Raw genomic sequence first — 18,356 nt, 5'->3', positions numbered from 1 at the left:
TACGATCGGTCGGGTGCGTCCCACCCCCCGCCCGCTCGCCGCCCTCCTGGCGCTGCTCGTCCTGTGTCTGACGGCGAGCTGTGCCGGGGCGCCCGGCGACCGCGATCCGGACGCCGCCGTGCGCCGGCTGCTCGACGCCCGGGCCCGGGCGGTGCTCGGGCACGACGCGGGGGCGTTCCTCGCCACCGTGGACCCGCGCGCGGCGGCGTACCGGACGCGGCAGGCGGCCCTGCTGGACAACCTCGCGGAGGTGCCGCTGGCGCAGTGGCGCTACCGCCTGGTCTCGGCGCCGGTACGGGAGCCGTCCGGGCGGCTGCGGGCGGACGTCGAGCTCGACTACCGGCTGCGCGGCCACGACACCGCTTCCGTCGTCGTCCGGGAGCCGCTGCTGTTCGGCGAGCGCGACGGGCGCTGGTACGTCACCGGCGAGGCCCCCGGCGGCGGCCCGCCGCAGCTGTGGGACCAGGGGCGGGTGCTGGCCGAGCGGGGCGCGCGCAGCCTGGTGCTGGGCGTCGGCACCGGCCCCGGGGCGCGGGAGCGGCTGCGGGAGATACGCACGGCCGCGGACCGGTCGGTGGGACTGGCGGACGACGCCTGGGACGGTGACTGGGGGCGCCGGGTGGTGATCCTCGTGCCGTCCTCCGTCGACGGGATGGCGGCGCTCCTGCAGGCGCCCGCGTCCGGCTACCAGGGGATCGCGGCGGTCACCACCGGCGAGACGGCGGGCGGCGCGCCGGGCGCCCCGGCGGACCGGGTGGTGATCAACCCGGACGCGTACCGCACCCTCGGCGAGCTGGGCCGGCGGATCGTGCTGACGCACGAGACGGCTCACGTGGCCACCCGCGCGGTCACCGGGCCCGGGACGCCGCTGTGGCTCTCCGAGGGGTTCGCCGACTGGGCCGGGTATCTCGGCGGGCCCACCACGCCGCGGCTGGCGGCGCCGGAGCTGGCGGCCGCGCTCGCCCGGGGGGAGACGCCGGGGGCGCTGCCGTCGGACGGCGACTTCCGCTTCGACGGGGACGCGGACCGGCTGGCGCGGGCGTACGAGGCGTCGTGGCTGGCGTGCCGGCTGATCGCCGTGCGGTGGGGCGACGACGCGCTGCGGGACGTCTACCGCGCGGTGGGCGGCGACCCGGCGCCGGGGGACGCGGTGGAGCGGGCGCTGCGGACGCGCCTGGGCGTGGGGCGGGCGGAGTTCGTACGGCTGTGGCGGGAGTATCTGCGTACGGAGCTGGGCTGAGCTACGGCGGCCCCGATCCCGTCAGCCAGATCGCCCCGTACACCGCCGACACCGCCGTGAGCGCCGCGGCCGTCGTCCAGGCGACGGCGGGACGGGCCCGGGCCAGCGCGACGGCGGCCGGCAGCAGCAGGGGGAACGCGGGCAGCAGCAGCCGGGGCTTCGAGCCGATGAACCCCGAGGCGCCCAGCGCCAGGACCACGACCAGCGCGGTGTACGCCAGCAGCGCCGGCGGCTGCTTCTGCCGCACCCCCAGCACGAACGCCCACCCCAGCAGCCCCACCCCGGCACCCAGCCCCGCCCCCGCGAGAACCGACTGCCCCCCGATGAACCGCGCGAACGCCAGCCCCCCGTCGAACCCGTTCCCCCACGCCTCCTGCACCGCGAAGTACCCGAACGGATCCCCCGTCCGCACCCCCACCCACACCAGATACCCCAGGCCCCCCACCGGCGCGAGGGCCATCCCCGCGTACAGCCGCCACCCCGCCCGTCCCTCCCGCCACGCGACCACCGCCGCCAGCCACACCCCCGCCGCGACCGCCGCCCCCACCGGCCGCGCGAGCCCCGCCAGCGCGGCCAGCGTCCCGGCGCCGGCCCAGCGCCCGGTGAGCACCGCGTACAGCGACCACACCGCCAGCGCGGTGAACAGGGACTCGGAGTACGCCATGGACTGCACGACGGCCACCGGCAGCGCCGCCCACAGCACCGCGAGGGCCACCCCCGCCCGCCGCCCGTACAGCAGCTCCCCGACCGCGTACAGCCCGCCCGCCGCCGCGATCCCCGCCACGGCGGAGACCAGCAGCCCCGCACCCCCGGGCGTCAGCGGCGTGAGCCGCGACAGCGCCTCCTCCAGCCACGGCAGCAGGGGGAAGAACGCCAGGTCCGACAGCACACGCCCGTCCGCCGCGTGCAGGGTGAACCCGTAGCCCTCCTCGACCACACGCACGTACCAGAGGGAGTCCCACCGCTCGGACAGCAGCCGCGTCACGCCCTTCTCGGGCCGGTCCGACCACAGCGCGAGGGTGATGAGGCCCAGCAGCCGCACGACCACGTACAGCAGCAACGCGGGACCTGCCCGACGTATAGCCGACCGCCGAGAAACGACCCAATTCCAGCCCGGCCGGCGCTTGAGGCCGAGGCGCGAAGCGCCGACAGCCCGGCCGGCGTTTGAGGCCTCCGGGCGAAGCCCGGAGCGCGTCAGCCGACGCAACAGCCGGCCGAGAACCGCCGGAACGCCGCGGACGGTGACCGGGGCCGACGCGAGATCAGACATGCGCGCGATTATTCAGGGTCCCCCGTCAAGCCACCGCAGCCGGCACCCGCACCGCGGCCAGCACCGGCAGATGATCCGTCGCCGCGGCCAGATCCCCCGCCGACACCCCCGCCAGCCCCGCAGGGACACCGCAGCCCAGCACCTCCACGCCCGGGGAGGCGAACAGCGCGTCGATGCGCCGGCGCGGACCGGCCGAGGGGAAGGTGTCCTCCGTACCCCACGGACCGACCGCCCAGCCGTCCCGCAGCCGGCCCGCGAGGCGGCCGAAGGAGGGGCCGGCGGGCCCCTCGTTGAGATCGCCGGCCACCACCACATGCTCCGTGCCCAGCCCGTCGGCCTCCCCGAGCAGCAGCCCCGCCTGCTCGAGACGCTCCCCGGCATCCAGGCTCAGATGACACGACACGACCCCCAGCCGCGCGGGGGGCCGGTCCGCCGACCGGAACCGCAGCACCGCCGTCGCGAGCCCCCGCCGGTGCAGCCCCGGGGTGCGCGGCAGCAGCACGTCCCGGGTGTGCTCCACATGGGCCCGCAGCGACGCCAGGACCATGGGACCGGCGGTCGTCGCCCCGCCCGTCACGTACACGAGTCCCGTGTGCCGGGCGAGCCACGCGGCCCGCTTGCGCCAGCGCACGAAACGCGGCGCCTCCTGCACGCAGACGACGTCGGGGGCGCAGGCCCGGATGACCCGGGCCAGCGCCGCCGTGTCGTCGCGCATGGAGCGGATGTTGTACGACAGCACACGGACCACCGCCGAACCGTCTGTCCCGGTACGGGACGCGGGGAGGTCCGTGACCACGCGGCTACCCCTGACGGGCCAGGTCCGCGGCGCCGACGATGCCGGCTCTGCCGCCCAGCTGCGCCGCCACGACCGGGGCCTGCGGACGGCCCCAGGCGTTGCCGACGAGCCAGCGCCGGAACGACTTGCGGATGGGCTCCAGCACCAGATCGCCCTCGTCCGAGATGCCGCCGCCGACGATGAACGCCGACGGGTCGAAGAGGGACGCCAGGTCCGCGAGTCCGGCGCCGACCCAGCGGGCCAGCTCACGGAAGGAGTCCACGGCCACCGGGTCGCCCTGCCGGGCGGCCTGGCTGATGTGCTTGCCCTGGATGCCTGTCGGGGTGCCGTCGCCCAGGCCCAGCAGTATCGCGGCCGCGTCCGGGGTGGCGGCCGCACGCTGCTGTCCGTAGCGGACCAGGGCCCGGCCGGAGGCGTACTGCTCCCAGCAGCCCTGGCTGCCGCAGCCGCACAGCAGGCCGTCGGGGACGACCCGGACGTGCCCGAACTCGGCGGCCACGCCGTAGCGTCCGCGGTGCAGCCGGCCGCCGATGATGATGCCGCCGCCGATTCCGGTGCCGACGGTCACGACCACGACGTCGTCGTGGCCCTGTCCGGCACCGAAGCGGTACTCGCCCCAGGCGGCGGCGTTGGCGTCGTTCTCCACCACCACGGGGAGGCCGACGCGCTGTTCGACCTTGTCCTTGAGAGGTTCGTAGCGCCAGTTGATGTTGGGGGCGAAGAGCACCGTGGCGCGCTTGTCGTCCACGAAACCGGCCGCGCCGATCCCGACGGCCTCGATCTCGTGGGCCGAACTGGCCTCCTGGACCGCGGCGCAGATGGCGTCCACGACGCCTTCGGAGGTGGCGGGGGTGGGCACTGTGCTGGTGTTGAGAATCGCGCCCTCTTCGTCGACCACACCGGCCGCGATCTTGGTGCCGCCGATGTCGACGCCGATGGTGAGTCCCATGTATCCCTCGGTTCGGTTTGAGCCCCGCTGCAAAGGAATACGTTACCGGAGGGCGCTTGGGCGCGGCTTTCCCGGTTTGCGGAGTGGACGCCTCCGGTGGGTGCCGCCGGGGGCTCCGGTTCAGTCGGGGTTCACGTGGGGTTTCCGTCGGTGTCGCGGTCGAGGTCGATGTGCTCGGGGCCGCCGTCCGGTCCGTCCTTCGTCCAGCGGGCCTCGTCGCGCTCGACTGCCGCGCGGTAGGCGGCGATCAGCTCGTCGCGGGCCGCGGTGAGATGGTCGAACAGCTCGGGGTTGCGCTCCACGACCGCCTCCGAGGCGGCCTTCGCGGTGGCCAGGAACTGGCGGGCCATCTCCTGGGCGGCCGAGGTCGCCGCGCCGGCCGCGGCGGCGCCGGCGACCTTCGCCGCGGGGCCGCCGAGGGCGGTCGTCAGCTTGTCCGCGACCGTGTCGAACAGCCGGCGCAGCTCCTCGCCGGCCGTGCCCTGCCCCGTGCCGTACTGGGCGCGGCGCCGGGCCTGTTCGGCGGCGAGGTCCTCCGCGCACGCTTTCGCCCAGGCATCGCTGTCGGTGTGCTCCGTCATGTCTTCGACGGTACCGGAACGGCGGTACGAGGGGGTGTGCGCGCGGTCAGCGCCCGGCCGGCCACACCGCGGGATCCGGCGCGAACCACACCCGCAGCTCGCCCTCCCGCAGCCCCGCGCGCTCGATCACGCAGCGCCGCAGCGCCGACGGCAGCGCCAGCGCCCGCCGGTACGGGCCCACGGTGACGATCAGCTCGTCCCCCCGGCGCACCAGCCCCACGTCCTCGCGTTCGGCCCCCGGCAGCGGCATCCGCCACAGCAGCACGCCCTCCGCGGCGAGCAGGTCGTCCACGGTCACCCCGTTGCGTACCGCCGCGTCCGCCGGCCCGGGGAGCAGCGCCGCGAGCCGTCCGGTGTCCGGCTCGGCGCCCAGATGCGGGACCTCGTGCACGGGGAGCTGCTCGGCGAGGTCCTTCACCGCGCGCTGCTGGGCCGCCGCCAGCTCCGCCAGCCAGGGGTCGGGGGAGCCGGCGGGGAGGAGCCGGTTGACGACCACGGCCGCGGGGGTGTGCCCGTGCAGGGCCAGCGCGGCCCGGACGCCGGGGAGTTCCCGTACCGCCCGCCGGTCCGCCTCCAGCACCAGCGTCAGGCTGGTGTCCGGCGCCTCGACGGCCTCCCGCAGCCGGGCCAGGCCCGCCGCCCAGGCGTCGGCCGCCGTGTACAGCCGCTCGGCGGGCGCGGGCACCCCGGCCAGCTGGGCCAGCAGCGGGCGCAGCGCCCGGGCGGCCCGGCGCTCGCGGGGGAGCAGCCGCGTCAGATACCGCCGCAGCTCCTCCGGCAGCGCCAGCAGCCGCAGGGCCTGGTGCACGGGCGGCAGATCGACGACCACCGTGTCGTGGCCGCCCTCGTCCAGCGCCGTCCGCCAGGCCGCGAGCAGCGCCAGGCTCTCCGCGCCGGCCAGCCCCGTGAGCTCCTCCGCCTCCAGCGGCGTCGCCCCCAGATAGTCCAGCGCCGCGGCGGCCCCCGACTGCAGGGCGCCCATGTGCCGGCGGAAGAACGCGCCGCCGTCGACCCGCACCACGTCCGGGCCGGATATGCCGCCGTCCGCGGTGATCAGCAGGGCCCGCCCGGCGCGCCGGGCCGTGGCCGCGGCGAGGGCGGTACGTCCGGCGCCCCCGGTGCCGGTGACCAGAACAGTGCGCAAGGTCAGCCCGCGACGCTCTCCACCCGGGCCTTCAGACCCGGCAGGGCGCGGTCGATGATGACCTTCTCGACCTTCCGCTTCAGCATCCCGAACATGGGGATCTTCAGATCGACGACCAGCTGGTACGTGACCTGCGTGCGCTTGCCGCCGTCCAGGGGCTTCAGCGCGTACGAACCGTCGAGGTCCCGCAGCAGCTGCGCCTTGACCAGCGTCCAGCGGACCTCGTCGGCGGTCCAGGTATAGCTGAGGGTGTAGTCGTCCTTCAGACCGCCGCCGTCCAGGACCATCCGCACCTGGGCCGGCCGGCCGTCGGCGCCGGTCTCGAGCACCTCGGCCTGCTTGACCTCGCCCGCCCACTCCGGATAGCGCTCGAAGTCCGCGATGACCGCGAGCACGGCCTCCGGCGGGGCGTCGATGGTGATGCTGGAGCTGGTCTGTTCTGCCATCGGCCTTGATCTCCTCGGTCAGCCTTTGCCCCGCAGGCTACCGGCTGGGACACAGGGTGCCACCACGTAGGTCGGGCTTCCTCGTCGGCCGTGCGCTCACCAGTCGAGCGCCCACGGCTTCCCCCGGGCCTTGAAGTGCCCGACGTTCACGCATTCCGTCCGCCCGATCCGCATCCGGCGGGCCAGCGGCTGGTGGACGTGGCCGAAGAGCGCGTACCGCGGCCTCACCGTGTGCACCGCCTCCAGCAGCGCCCGGCTGCCGCGCTCGAAGCGCCGCGCCACCGTGTCGTAGCAGAGCTCCGGCACCAGCGGCGGGATGTGCGAGCACAGCACGTCCACCTCGCCGAGCGCCGCGACCTTCGCCGCGTACGCCTCGTCGTCGATCTCGTACGGCGTACGCATCGGCGTGCGCAGCCCGCCCCCGACGAAGCCGAAGACCAGCCCGCCGATCTCGACCCGTTCCCCGTCCAGCACGGTCGTCCCCGGCCGGGCGTACTCCCGCCAGAGCGCCGGGATGTCGACATTGCCGTAGGTGGCGTATGTCGGGGTGGGGAACGCGGCGAACAGCTCGGCGTACTGCTTGCGCACCGCCTGTTCGATCAGCGCCTCGCGGTCCAGCCCCGTCCACAGCGCGCGGCCGAAGTCCCGCGCCTCGTCGAAGCGGCGCGCGGTGCGCAGCTCGACCAGCTTCGTGGCGTTCTCCTCGCCGAACAGGTCGGGGAAGATGCCCCGCGAGTGGTCCGCGTAGTCGAGGAAGAGGATCAGGTCCCCCAGGCACACCAGCGCGTCCGCGCCCTCCCCGGCCCGCGCCAGGTCCCGGGCGTTCCCGTGTACGTCGCTCACCACATGCACCCGCATGCGATCACTGTACGTTCCACCGGCCGGCGACCGGATCCCCCGGGCGGAGCCGGGTGGAGGGGGACACGGAACGTGAGTTAGTCGACAGAGCCCTTTGCCGACTCCAGGGGATAAGGTCGTCGCGTCCGGCGATTTCGCCCCAGGGACTCCCCTGCGGGGCGGCGCCACGATCCGGGTACGGACACCAGACATCCAGAAAAGAGGCCCTAGGAGCATGCTTCGTGCGTGAGTACAGCCTTCCTGCCCTGTACGAGGTCCCGGCGGACGGCAATCTGACCGATCTGATCCGCCGCAACGCCTCCCTCCACCCCGAGGTGGCGGTGATCGCCCGCAGGACCGGCGACGGACCGTGGCAGGACGTCACCGCGGCGGAGTTCCTCGCCGAGGTACGGGCGGCCGCGAAGGGGCTCATCGCCGCCGGGGTGCGCCCCGGCGACCGGGTCGGGCTGATGTCGCGCACCCGGTACGAGTGGACGCTGATGGACTTCGCCATCTGGAGCGCGGGCGGCGTCACGGTGCCGGTGTACGAGACCAGCTCCCCCGAGCAGGTCCAGTGGATCCTCGGTGACTCCGGCGCCGTCGCGTGCGTCGTGGAGACCCCGGCGCACGGGGCCACGGTGAGCGCCGTCCGGGACCGGCTGCCGGACCTGCGCGAGGTGTGGGTGCTGGACGCCGGCGCGGTCACCGCGCTGCGGACGGCCGGCGCGGACGTCACCGACGAGCAGCTGCAGGAGCAGACCACGGCGGCGTCCGCCGACGACCCGGCGACGATCGTCTACACCTCCGGCACCACGGGCCGCCCCAAGGGCTGCGTCCTCACCCACCGCAACTTCTTCGCCGAGTGCGGCAACGTGGTGGCCCGGCTGAGCCCCCTGTTCCGTACCGGGGAGTCCTCGCTCCTGCTGTTCCTGCCCCTGGCGCACGTGCTGGGCCGGCTGGCGCAGGTCGCCTCCGTCCTCGCGCCCATCAAGCTGGCGCACGCCCCGGACGTCAAGAACCTCACCGACGACCTCGCGTCGATGAGACCGACGCTGCTGCTCGGCGTCCCGCGGGTGTTCGAGAAGGTCTACAACTCGGCGCGCGCCAAGGCCCGCTACGACGGCAAGGGCAAGATCTTCGACCGGGCCGCGGAGACCGCGATCGCCTACAGCCGCGCCCTCGGCACCCCCGCCGGTCCGTCGCTCGGGCTGCGGCTGCGCCACCGGCTCTTCGACAAGCTGGTGTTCGGCAAGCTCCGCGCCGTCCTCGGCGGCCGCGCCACGCACGCCGTCTCCGGCGGCGCCCCCCTGGGCGAGCGCCTCGGCCACTTCTACCGCGGCATCGGCTTCACCGTGCTCGAGGGCTACGGGCTCACGGAGACGTGCGGGGCGACCACGTTCAACCCGTACGACCGGACGAAGGTCGGCACCGTCGGCCAGCCGCTGCCCGGCTCCACGGTCCGCGTCGCGGACGACGGCGAGGTGCTGCTGTACGGCGAGCACGTCTTCACCGGCTACTGGAACAACCCGGAGGCGACGGCGGAGGCCGTCACCGACGGCTGGTTCCACACCGGTGACCTGGGCACGCTGGACGAGGACGGCTACCTCACGATCACCGGCCGGAAGAAGGAGATCATCATCACGGCGGGCGGCAAGAACGTCGCCCCGGCCGTGATCGAGGACCGGATCCGGGCGCACGCGCTGATCGCCGAGTGCATGGTCGTCGGCGACGGCCGCCCGTTCGTGGCCGCGCTGGTGACGCTGGACGAGGAGTTCCTCGGCCGGTGGGCCGCCGAGCACGGCAAGACCGGCACCACGGTTGCCGGCCTGCGCGACGACCCCGATCTGCTGGCCGAGGTGCAGCAGGCGATCGACGACGGCAACGCCGCGGTGTCCAAGGCGGAGTCGGTGCGCAAGTTCCGTGTCCTGACCGCCCAGTTCACCGAGGAGTCGGGTCATCTGACGCCGTCGCTGAAGCTCAAGCGCGGCGCCGTGACGAAGGACTTCGCCGGCGAGATCGAGGCCCTGTACGCCAAGTAGGTGTCAGGTCAGCTCGTCCCGCAGGACGGCCGCGTGGCTGTGCTCCGTGTCCATGGACGCGGTGAGCAGGGTGACGCGGCCGGCGGTGACCCTCTCGCGCAGCTTCGCCAGCGCGGCGGCGGCGTCCGGGGCGGTCAGCTCCGCGGCGTAGCGCTCGCGGAACTCCTCGTACGGGCCCTCCTCGCCGTGGTACCAGCGGCGCAGGTCGTCCGACGGGGTGAGCGCCTTGGGCCAGTCGTCCAGCCTGGCCGCCTCCTTGCTCACCCCGCGCGGCCACAGCCGGTCCACCAGCACCCGGGTGCCGTCGTCGGGGGAGGGCTCCTCGTAGATCCGGCGGATCCGGACATCGGCGGTCACGGCGGCTCCTTCCCAAGCGGGCGCTGTCGTTACAGCAGGGACTTCAGCGTCTCCGCCAGCAGGTCCCAGCGCCACTTCTCCTCCACCCAGGCCCGCCCCCGTTCGCCCATCCGGGCGCGCAGCGCCGGGTCGAGCAGCAGCTGCGCGATCCGCTCCGCCGCCGCGGTGGGGGAGCCGCCCGGGACCACGTACCCCGTCACGCCGGGCAGCACGGCGTCCGGCGCGCCGCCGGAGTCGCCGGCCACGACGGGCAGGCCGGTGGCCGAGGCCTCCAGATAGACGATGCCGAGCCCCTCGACGTCCAGCCCCCCGCGCCGGGTGCGGCACGGCATGGCGAAGACGTCGCCGGCGCCGTAGTGGGCGGGCAGCTCCGCCCAGGCCACCGGCCCGGTGAAGCGCACCGAGTCGCCGACGCCGCTCGCCGCCGCCAGCTTCTCCAGCTCGTGCTGGTACGGGCCGCCGCCCACGATCAGCAGCACCGCGTCCGGTACGGCGGCCAACACCCGCGGCCAGCCCTCGATCAGGGTGTCCTGCCCCTTGCGCGGCACCAGCCGGGACACGCACACCACCACCGGCCGCCCCGCCAGCCCCAGCCGCTCACGCAGCGCGGCGCCGCCGGAGCCGGGATGGAACGTCTTCTCGTCCACCCCCGGCGGCAGCTGCACCATCCGGGAGGCGGCGGCGGGGGTCAGCGCCCGGGCGATCCGCGAGCGCGTGTACTCCCCGAGGTAGGTGAGGGTGTCCGTGTGCTCCCCGATGCGCCGCAGCAGCCGCCGGGCGCCGGGGAGCTGCGCCCAGGCGGCCTCGTGCCCGTGCGTGGTCGCCACGATGCGCCGGGCCCCGGCCCTCCGCAGCGCCGGCGCCATCAGCCCCAGCGGGGCGGCGGCGCCGAACCACACCGCCTCGCAGCCGTGCTCCTTCAGCAGGGCGACGGCCCGCCGGGTGACCCGGGGCGTGGGCAGCAGCATCGTCGTACGGTCGCGGACCACGGGATACGGCTGCTCGGCGTCGAACGCCCGGGTCGCCTCCCGGCCCTCCGCGGACCGGTTCCAGGTGGACGCGTACACGACCACCTGATCGGGGTCGAGCCGCAGCGCCATGCTGTGCAGAAAGGCCTGGATGCCCCCGGGCCGCGGCGGGAAGTCGTTCGTGACGATCAGGGTCTTGTGCATCGGTCCCGACAGTACATGCGGCGGATCAGACGACCGCCCCGCCTCCCGGCAGGTCGTCGTCCCCCCCGCCCGGCCGCATCCGGGCGACCAGCGTGGCGAAGCCGCCGAGGAAGCCGCCGATGCCCGCCAGCGCCGACCACCAGGTGATCGGCTCGCCGACCAGCACCAGCACGATCAGCAGCAGCGGACCGCCCAGCACCGCGAGCCAGGCGAACTTGGCCGTGGTGTCCGCCTCCGGCAGCGGCGGCGGCTCCGGCGGTACGAAATGCCCCTCGTCGGAGGCGTCGAAGTCGTCGTCGGACGGCTCCGCGAGATCCCAGTCGCGGGGCCCGCTGCCGGCCGAGAACACCGTGATGCTGCGGGCCACGTCCGGGGTGTCCGCGGGGGCGTCACCCGCCGGCGCCTCGTCGGGGAGGTCCTTGGGCTCCTCCCCGTACCCGGCGACGATCTGCAGCCACGCCGCCTCCTCGTCCAGCGGCTCGCGCACGGGCTCGGCGGGCGTCCCGGATGCCTCGGACGCCGCCGCGTCGTCGCCCGCGGAGGTCTCGTCCCGCTTCGTCTCCTCGGGCTCCCCGGCAGGGTTACGCTCCACCACGCGTCGCCTCCTCCTGGGCGCCGTCGGCCCGCCCGTCCGCCCCCTCGGACCCGCTCAGCCGGCGGACGAAGGCGTAGCTGTCCTCGAAGATCTGCTCCGCGTCATGATCCAGCGTCGCCACGTGATAGCTGCGCTCCAGCACCGTCTCGGTGACGTCGAGCGACGACACCCGGCCGAGCACCCGCGCCGAGTCCTTCGGCGACACGACGTGGTCGACCCGGCTGTGCAGCAGCAGCAGCGGCTGCGTCACCTGCGGCAGCTCCCCGTCCACCCGCTTCAGCAGCTCGGTGAACGAGTGCACCGCGTGCAGCGGCGTACGCGAGTAGCCGAGCTCGTGCGCGCCCTCCTTCGCGATGTCGTCCGCGATCCCGGGCGTGCTGGGCAGCAGGAACCGCACCAGGGGCACCAGCTTCGGCGCGAACCCGTGCAGCCTGTTCGCCGGGTTCACCACGACCACGCCCGTCACCGCGTCGCCGTGCAGCGCGGCCAGCCGCAGCGCGAGCGTGCCGCCCATCGACAGCCCGAAGACGAACACCTGCTCGCACGTCTCGCGCAGCGCCCGCAGCTCGCGCTCCACCGTGGCGTACCAGTCCCGCCAGGTGGTGAGCTGCATGTCCTGCCAGCGCGTGCCGTGCCCCGGCAGCAGGGGCAGGGACACGGTCAGTCCGCGGTCGGCGAGGTACTCCGCCCAGGGCCGCATGCTCTGCGGGCTGCCCGTGAAGCCATGACACAGAAGGACACCGACCGGCTCGCCTGTACGGCGGAACGGCTCGGCTCCGGGGAGAACCGCCACCACGGACTCCGTCTCACTCGATGTCGGACAGGGGTGGGTCGGCCTCCCACACTACCGCCGGAGGAGACGGTCCCGGCCGGGCAGGTTAAGGTCTCCTCGTCAGGAGAGAGAGGTCCACAGGGTGTTCTACGGCGCGGCGAAGATGGTCATCGGGAACAGCATCAAGTATGCGTTCCGGCCGTGGGTCGAGGGCATGGAGAACATTCCGGAGTCCGGGCCCGCGATCCTGGCGAGCAACCACCTCTCCGTCTCGGACTCCTTCTTCCTGCCCGCGATGCTCCACCGCAAGGTCACCTTCATCGCCAAGATGGAGTACTTCAACACCCCCGGCGTGAAGGGCAAGATCACCGCGGGCTTCATGAAGGGCATCGGCATGCTGCCGGTGGACCGCTCCGGCGCCCGCGGCGCCGGCGAGGCCGCGATCAACGCGGGCCTGGAGGTGCTGGCGCGCGGCGAGCTCTTCGGCATCTACCCCGAGGGCACCCGCTCCCCCGACGGCCGGCTCTACCGGGGCAAGCCCGGGGGCCTGGGCCGGGTGGCGCTGGGCTCGGGCGCGCCCGTCATCCCGATCGCGATGATCGACACGGAGAAGATCCAGCCGCCCGGCAAGGTCATGCCCAAGCTGATGCGCCCGGGCATCCGGATCGGCAAGCCGCTGGACTTCAGCCGCTACGAGGGCATGGAGGGCGACCGGTTCGTCCTGCGCTCGATCACCGACCAGGTGATGTACGAGATCATGAAGCTCTCCGGCCAGGAGTACGTGGACATCTACGCCACGGCCGCCAAGCGCCAGCTCGCGGAGGCGGCGAAGCAGGAGAAGCAGGACCGGCAGGAGCAGGAAGCGCGGGCCGCGGCCACGGAGTAGGCCCGGCCGCGCGCCGTCCCAGGGGGGAGACATGGCGAAGCAGCCCGCACGGATGTCGGTGGAGCAGCCGCTGTGGACGGCGCTCACCTGGTTCCGCCCGCTGACCCTCGGCTACGCCGTCATCGGCTGGTCGATGCGCTACGACGACACGCAGCGCCCCGCGCTGGGCTGGGCGTTCATGGCCGTCCTCACGGCGTGGACCCTGGCCACGCTGAACCGTACGACCGCCCGCCGCTGCACCTTCCCCTTCCTCGCCGCCGACATAGGGATGGCGCTCACCGGCATCATGCTCACGATGGCGGTGGAGACACCGTCCCGGGTCGCGGCCGGCGAACCGACGCTCCCGTCCATCTGGACGGCCGGCGCCGTGCTGGGCTTCTCCGTCAAGGGCGGCTGGCGCTGGGGAGCCGCCGCCTCCACCGCGATCGGGGTGTCCAACGTCGTCGAACGCGGCGCGATCGTGCAGAGCAACATCCACAACATCGTGCTGCTCATGGTCGCCTCCACCGCCATCGGCTACATCGTGGAGGTCGCCCGCGCCTCCGAACGCACCCTGGCCCGCGCGCTGCAGATCGAGGCCGCGACCCGGGAGCGCGAGCGCCTCGCCCGGGACATCCACGACAGCGTGCTCCAGGTCCTGAGCATGGTGCAGCGGCGCGGCGCCGCCCTCGGCGGGGAGGCGGCGGAGCTCGGCGCCCTCGCCGGGGAGCAGGAGGTCGCGCTGCGCACCCTGGTCACCGGCGGACCGGGGCCGGGCGCCGACGACGAGGCCGTGGCCCGCGCCGCGCGCCGGGCCCGGCTGCCGCTGCAGGGACGCGCGCGCCGCAAGGCGGCCGGGGAGCCCGCGCCGCCCGAGCCGGTGGACCTGCGCCCGCTGCTCGCCCCGTACGCCGGCCGCCGGGTCACGTTCGCCGAGCCCGGCACCCCCGTCCTGCTCGCGGCGCCCGCCGCCCGGGAGCTGGCCGCCGCCGTGGGCGCCGCCCTGGACAACGTCGAGCAGCACGCCGGCGACGACGCCCGCGCGTGGATCCTGCTGGAGGACGAGCCGGACGCGGTCCTGGTCACCGTCCGCGACGACGGCCCCGGCATCCCGGCCGGCCGCCTCGCCGCCGCCGAGGGGGAGGGCCGCCTCGGCGTCGCCCAGTCCATCCGGGGCCGGATGCGGGACGTCGGCGGCAGCGCGGAGTACGTGTCGGTACCGGGCCAGGGCACCGAGGTGGAGTTCCGGGTGCCGCGATGAGGCCGGCCACCCCGGCCGGGGGCCCGGGGGTTGTCCCCGGAGAAACGCAGTAGCCTCGGGACGCGACGTAAGGGGGAGACACGGTGACAGAGACAGCCGCGGTCAAGGTCATGGTCGTCGACGACCACCCGATGTGGCGCGACGCCGTCGCCCGCGACCTGGAGAAGGCGGGCTTCGACATCGTCGCCACCGCCGGCGACGGCCCGCAGGCGGTACGGCGGGCCCGGGCGACCGCGCCCGACGTGCTCGTCCTGGACCTGAACCTGCCGGGGCTGCCCGGTGTCCAGGTCTGCAAGGAGGTCCTGGCGGAGCGCTCCGAGGTCCGCGTCCTCGTGTTGTCCGCGAGCGGCGAGCACGCCGACGTGCTGGAGGCCGTGAAGTCCGGCGCGACGGGCTATCTGGTGAAGTCCGCCAGCACCGACGAGCTCATCGAGGCCGTCCGCCGCACCGCCGTCGGCGACGCCGTCTTCACCCCGGGCCTGGCCGGCCTGGTCCTCGGCGAATACCGCCGGCTGGCCACCGAACCCCCGCCCGCCACCCCCGACGAGCCGGCCGCCCCGCAGCTCACCGAGCGCGAGACGGAGGTGCTGCGCCTGGTGGCCAAGGGACTGTCGTACAAGCAGATCGCCGAACGGCTGGTGATCTCCCACCGCACTGTGCAGAACCATGTCCAGAACACCCTGGGCAAACTCCAGCTGCACAACAGGGTGGAGCTCGTCCGGTACGCCATAGAGCGCGGCCTCGACGAGACGGACTGACCCGTCCCGACCGGAACGCGGAGCCGCGTCACCGCAATTCGCTCCTTCGGGTGGACGTGATCACACAACCGCCGTTCTTTTCAAGGGATTCCCCGGATTGTCCCGTCCCCTGTGACGTGGATCACCGTTAGCGTGGGCGCTGTACGGATCGATCCGTCATGAAGGGAACACGTGATGCGGGTAGGAGTACTGACCGGCGGTGGTGACTGCCCCGGGCTCAACGCGGTCATCCGCGCCGTCGTCCGCAAGGGTGTGCAGCAGTACGGATACGACTTCATCGGCTTCCGCGACGGCTGGCGCGGGCCCATGGAGGGGGACACCGTGCCCCTCGACATCCCCGCGGTCCGCGGCATCCTGCCGCGCGGCGGCACCATCCTCGGCTCCTCGCGGACCAATCCGCTGAAGTCCGAGGGCGGTATCCGGCAGATCAAGGAGAATCTCGCCAAGCACGAGGTGGACGCCCTGATCGCCATCGGCGGCGAGGACACGCTCGGCGTCGCCGCGCAGCTGGCGGACGAGTACGGCATCAAGGTCGTCGGCGTTCCCAAGACCATCGACAACGACCTCTCCGCCACCGACTACACCTTCGGCTTCGACACCGCCGTCAACATCGCCACCGAGGCCATCGACCGCCTGCACACCACCGCCGAGTCCCATATGCGGGTCCTGGTCGTGGAGGTCATGGGCCGGCACGCGGGCTGGATCGCCCTGCACTCCGGGCTGGCCGGCGGCGCCAACGTCATCCTCATCCCCGAGCAGCGCTTCGACGTGGCCAAGGTCTGCGCCTGGGTCGAGTCCCGGTTCAAGGTGCGGTACGCGCCGATCGTCGTGGTCGCCGAGGGCGCCATGCCCCGGGACGGCGACATGGTCCTCAAGGACGAGTCGCTGGACGCCTTCGGCCATGTCCGGCTCTCCGGCGTCGGCGAGTGGCTGGCCAAGGAGATCGAGCGGCGCACCGGCAAGGAGGCCCGTACCACGGTCCTCGGCCACGTCCAGCGCGGCGGCACGCCGTCGGCCTTCGACCGCTGGCTGGCCTCCCGCTTCGGCCTGCACGCCATCGAGGCGGTACGGGACGGGGACTGGGGCAAGATGGTCGCCCTGCGCGGCACCGACATCGTCCGGGTCCCGATCTCGGAGGCCACGGCGAAGCTGAAGACGGTCGACCCGGCGGAGTACGCCGAGGCCGAGGTGTTCTTCGGCTGACGGACGGGCCGCGGCGGGGGGCCGTACCCGGACGACCCCCCGCGAGCTCAGACCAGCACCCCGTCCAGCAGTTCCCGTACGAGCACGGCCCCGTCCAGCGTCAGCACCGACTCCGGATGGAACTGCACGCCCGCGAAGCCGCCGCCGCGCAGCGCGTGCACGTCGCCGCTCGCCCCGTCGCGCGCCAGCTCGATCCCGTGCAGCGCCAGCTCCGCCGCCGTCGCCCCGTCGCAGCGGGCGGTGAACGTGTTGTAGAAGCCCACCGTCTCCTCGCGGCCGAAGAAGTCGATCCGCTCCTGCGCCCCCTGGAACGGCACGTCCTTGCGCACGATGTCCAGCCCCAGCTCCGCCGCCAGCAGCTCATGGCCCAGGCACACGCCCAGCAGCCCGTGCCGGTGATCGCGTACCAGCTCCGCCGTCAGCTCCCGCAGGAACCGCATCTTCGGGTCGAACGCGTCGTTCGGGTCCCCGGGACCGGGCCCCAGCACCACCGGCCCCTCGTGCGTCAGCGCCGCCTGCCGCAGCCCCGGCACGTCGTAGCGGACCACCGTCACCGTGTGCCCCGCCGCCCGCAGCACATGCGCGAGCATCGCGGTGAACGTGTCCTCCGCGTCCACGATCAGCACCGGCCGCCCCTGTGCGGCGGGCGCCATCTCCTGCATCCGCAGCCAGAACGGCGCCAGATCCCCCCGCCGCGCCGCCAGCGCCGCCTGCACCCCGGGGTCCTCCGCCAGCCCCGGGCCGTCCGCCGCCGGCGCGGGCCGGCCCGGCCGTACGCCGAGTGCGGTGAGCACGCCCGCCGCCTTGGCGTGGGTCTCGGCGACCTCGCCCGCCGGGTCGGAGCCGCGTACCAGCGTCGCCCCGACCGGTACCTTCAGCCTGCCGTCCGCCGAGATGTCGGCGGTACGCAGCAGGATCGGCGAGTCCAGCGTCTGCGCCCCCGACGCGTCCCGGCCGATGAGCGCCAGCGCCCCGGCGTAGTAGCCGCGCCCCCGCGGCTCGTACCGCGCGATCACCCGGCACGCGTTCTGCACCGGCGACCCGGTGACCGTGGCGGCGAACATCGTCTCCTTCAGCACCTCGCGGGCGTCGAGGGAGGTGCGGCCGCGCAGCTCGTACTCGGTGTGCGCGAGGTGCGCCATCTCCTTCAGCCGCGGGCCGACGACCACGCCGCCGCGGTCGCCGACGGTGCACATCATCTTGAGCTCCTCGTCCACGACCATGGAGAGCTCCTCGATCTCCTTGCGGTCGTGCAGGAACGCCAGCAGCCCGGCACGGTCCGCGCCGCCCTCGGGATAGCGGTACGTGCCGCTGATGGGGTTCATCACGGCCGTCCCGCCGGACATCCGCACATGCACCTCGGGGCTCGCCCCGACCAGCGTGTGCAGCCCGGGGCGGTGGACGACGAACGTCCAGTACGCGCCCTGCTCGCCGGTGAGCAGCCGGCGGAACAGCGCGAGGGCGTCGGACGCCGAGAAGCCGTCGATCCGCCCCTGAAACGTCCGGCGGATCACGAAGTTCGCGCCCTCGCCGGTGCCGATCTCGTCCTCGTACACCCGCTGCACGATGTCCTCGTACTGCTCGTCGGACACGTCGAAGGCGCCGCCGTCCACCCGCACCTCGTGCCCGGGCAGCGCGTCGAGCAGGCCGGCGAGGGGGATCTCGTACGACTCCCGCGGCCGCAGCACGGCCAGCGGGGCGCCGTCGTCGCGGACCTCGAAGCCGCGCTCGCGGATCTGGCGGAACGGGACCAGGACGAGGGCGTCGCTGACGGGCTCGCCGCGGGTGCCGTAGACCAGCGGGACGTCGGCCAGGGTGGCGACCTCGACGACGGGGCCGAGCAGCACCTCCACCAGCCCCTCGGGGCGGCCCGGGGTGCGGCGGTGGAGCAGGGCGAAGGGGGGCGCGGCGGGGGAGAGGAGGCGGTCGATCAGGGCTGCGGGTTCCATGGGATGCGGGTCCTTCCGTGGCGTACGCGAGTGCGTGCGGGGGAGGAACGGCCGCGGAAACAGCGAAGGCCGCCCCTCGGGCGGCCTGTGCGTCGTGGACTGTCGTCGTTACGCGCGTGTCA

18 protein-coding genes are annotated in these 18,356 nt (G+C 74.0%); 6 read left to right on the top strand and 12 right to left on the bottom strand.

Translation table 11 applies throughout. The annotated features are described in order from the left end of the window. Positions 1 to 13 precede the first annotated feature (13 nt). Entirely contained in the window at positions 14 to 1,240 is a 1,227-nt protein-coding gene (locus SRB5_RS27445) for a hypothetical protein (protein ID WP_153456123.1), read from the top strand. Position 1,241: 1 nt separating this feature from the next. On the opposite strand, the gene SRB5_RS27440 is transcribed toward SRB5_RS27445, so the two are convergent. The 7 genes from SRB5_RS27440 to SRB5_RS27410 all read right to left on the bottom strand — a co-directional run bounded on the left by SRB5_RS27440 (position 1,242) and on the right by SRB5_RS27410 (position 7,284). Beyond that, entirely contained in the window at positions 1,242 to 2,300 is a 1,059-nt protein-coding gene (locus SRB5_RS27440; RefSeq protein WP_153456122.1) for a hypothetical protein, read from the bottom strand. Positions 2,301 to 2,535: 235 nt separating this feature from the next. Continuing rightward, positions 2,536 to 3,306: an endonuclease/exonuclease/phosphatase family protein gene (locus tag SRB5_RS27435; protein WP_323378564.1), complete on the bottom strand. Its 771-nt coding sequence runs from the start codon at positions 3,304 to 3,306 to the stop codon at positions 2,536 to 2,538. 4 nt (positions 3,307 to 3,310) lie between these two features. Further along, complete coding sequence (locus SRB5_RS27430; RefSeq protein ID WP_153456121.1) at positions 3,311 to 4,255, bottom strand: ROK family glucokinase; 945 nt, start codon at positions 4,253 to 4,255, stop codon at positions 3,311 to 3,313. A gap of 131 nt (positions 4,256 to 4,386) precedes the next feature. Continuing rightward, positions 4,387 to 4,836, bottom strand: a complete 450-nt coding sequence (locus tag SRB5_RS27425) for a DUF5304 family protein (RefSeq protein WP_153456120.1) — start codon at positions 4,834 to 4,836, stop codon at positions 4,387 to 4,389. A gap of 46 nt (positions 4,837 to 4,882) precedes the next feature. Next, on the bottom strand, positions 4,883 to 5,980 hold the full coding sequence (locus SRB5_RS27420; RefSeq protein ID WP_153456119.1) for an ArsA family ATPase: 1,098 nt from the start codon (positions 5,978 to 5,980) through the stop codon (positions 4,883 to 4,885). Between the two features lie 2 nt (positions 5,981 to 5,982). Next, on the bottom strand, positions 5,983 to 6,426 hold the full coding sequence (locus SRB5_RS27415) for an SRPBCC family protein (RefSeq protein WP_153456118.1): 444 nt from the start codon (positions 6,424 to 6,426) through the stop codon (positions 5,983 to 5,985). A 96-nt stretch (positions 6,427 to 6,522) separates the two neighbouring features. Beyond that, positions 6,523 to 7,284 carry a metallophosphoesterase family protein gene (locus tag SRB5_RS27410; RefSeq protein ID WP_153456117.1) on the bottom strand — a complete coding sequence of 254 codons (762 nt, stop codon included), beginning with the start codon at positions 7,282 to 7,284 and terminating at the stop codon, positions 6,523 to 6,525. A 221-nt stretch (positions 7,285 to 7,505) separates the two neighbouring features. Between SRB5_RS27410 and SRB5_RS27405 the strand changes: the two genes are divergently transcribed. Beyond that, entirely contained in the window at positions 7,506 to 9,302 is a 1,797-nt protein-coding gene (locus tag SRB5_RS27405; protein ID WP_323378563.1) for an AMP-dependent synthetase/ligase, read from the top strand. Positions 9,303 to 9,305: 3 nt separating this feature from the next. On the opposite strand, the gene SRB5_RS27400 is transcribed toward SRB5_RS27405, so the two are convergent. The 4 genes from SRB5_RS27400 to SRB5_RS27385 are packed head-to-tail and all read right to left on the bottom strand — an operon-like array spanning position 9,306 to position 12,219. Continuing rightward, entirely contained in the window at positions 9,306 to 9,659 is a 354-nt protein-coding gene (locus SRB5_RS27400; RefSeq protein ID WP_323378561.1) for a DUF488 domain-containing protein, read from the bottom strand. A 29-nt stretch (positions 9,660 to 9,688) separates the two neighbouring features. Further along, on the bottom strand, positions 9,689 to 10,831 hold the full coding sequence (locus SRB5_RS27395; protein ID WP_153456116.1) for a glycosyltransferase family 4 protein: 1,143 nt from the start codon (positions 10,829 to 10,831) through the stop codon (positions 9,689 to 9,691). Between the two features lie 25 nt (positions 10,832 to 10,856). Next, positions 10,857 to 11,426, bottom strand: a complete 570-nt coding sequence (locus tag SRB5_RS27390) for a hypothetical protein (protein ID WP_407703988.1) — start codon at positions 11,424 to 11,426, stop codon at positions 10,857 to 10,859. Continuing rightward, positions 11,413 to 12,219 carry an alpha/beta hydrolase gene (locus SRB5_RS27385; RefSeq protein ID WP_323378559.1) on the bottom strand — a complete coding sequence of 269 codons (807 nt, stop codon included), beginning with the start codon at positions 12,217 to 12,219 and terminating at the stop codon, positions 11,413 to 11,415. Before SRB5_RS27385 ends, SRB5_RS27390 begins: the two co-directional genes overlap by 14 nt. Positions 12,220 to 12,361: 142 nt before the next feature. On the opposite strand from SRB5_RS27385, the gene SRB5_RS27380 reads away from it, so the two are divergent. The 4 genes from SRB5_RS27380 to SRB5_RS27365 all read left to right on the top strand — a co-directional run bounded on the left by SRB5_RS27380 (position 12,362) and on the right by SRB5_RS27365 (position 16,285). Then, positions 12,362 to 13,084 (top strand): lysophospholipid acyltransferase family protein, encoded by a 723-nt coding sequence (locus SRB5_RS27380; protein WP_153456161.1) that lies wholly within the window; start codon positions 12,362 to 12,364, stop codon positions 13,082 to 13,084. 31 nt (positions 13,085 to 13,115) lie between these two features. Continuing rightward, on the top strand, positions 13,116 to 14,324 hold the full coding sequence (gene macS / locus SRB5_RS27375; protein WP_153456115.1) for a MacS family sensor histidine kinase: 1,209 nt from the start codon (positions 13,116 to 13,118) through the stop codon (positions 14,322 to 14,324). Between the two features lie 110 nt (positions 14,325 to 14,434). After that, a complete protein-coding gene (locus SRB5_RS27370; protein ID WP_153456160.1) occupies positions 14,435 to 15,082 on the top strand; it encodes a response regulator in 648 nt (215 codons plus the stop codon). Positions 15,083 to 15,256: 174 nt separating this feature from the next. After that, a complete protein-coding gene (locus SRB5_RS27365) occupies positions 15,257 to 16,285 on the top strand; it encodes a 6-phosphofructokinase (RefSeq protein WP_153456114.1) in 1,029 nt (342 codons plus the stop codon). Positions 16,286 to 16,332: 47 nt separating this feature from the next. Here the strand turns inward: SRB5_RS27365 and SRB5_RS27360 are convergent, their stop codons facing one another. Then, complete coding sequence (locus tag SRB5_RS27360) at positions 16,333 to 18,234, bottom strand: anthranilate synthase family protein (RefSeq protein ID WP_194293047.1); 1,902 nt, start codon at positions 18,232 to 18,234, stop codon at positions 16,333 to 16,335. Positions 18,235 to 18,356 lie beyond the last annotated feature (122 nt).

Origin of the sequence: Streptomyces smaragdinus, assembly GCF_009604385.1 — a bacterium.
Classification (GTDB): Bacteria; Actinomycetota; Actinomycetes; order Streptomycetales; family Streptomycetaceae; genus Streptomyces; species Streptomyces smaragdinus.
Note: the sequence above shows the minus strand (reverse complement) of the source record. Positions and strands in the feature narration are given on the sequence as shown.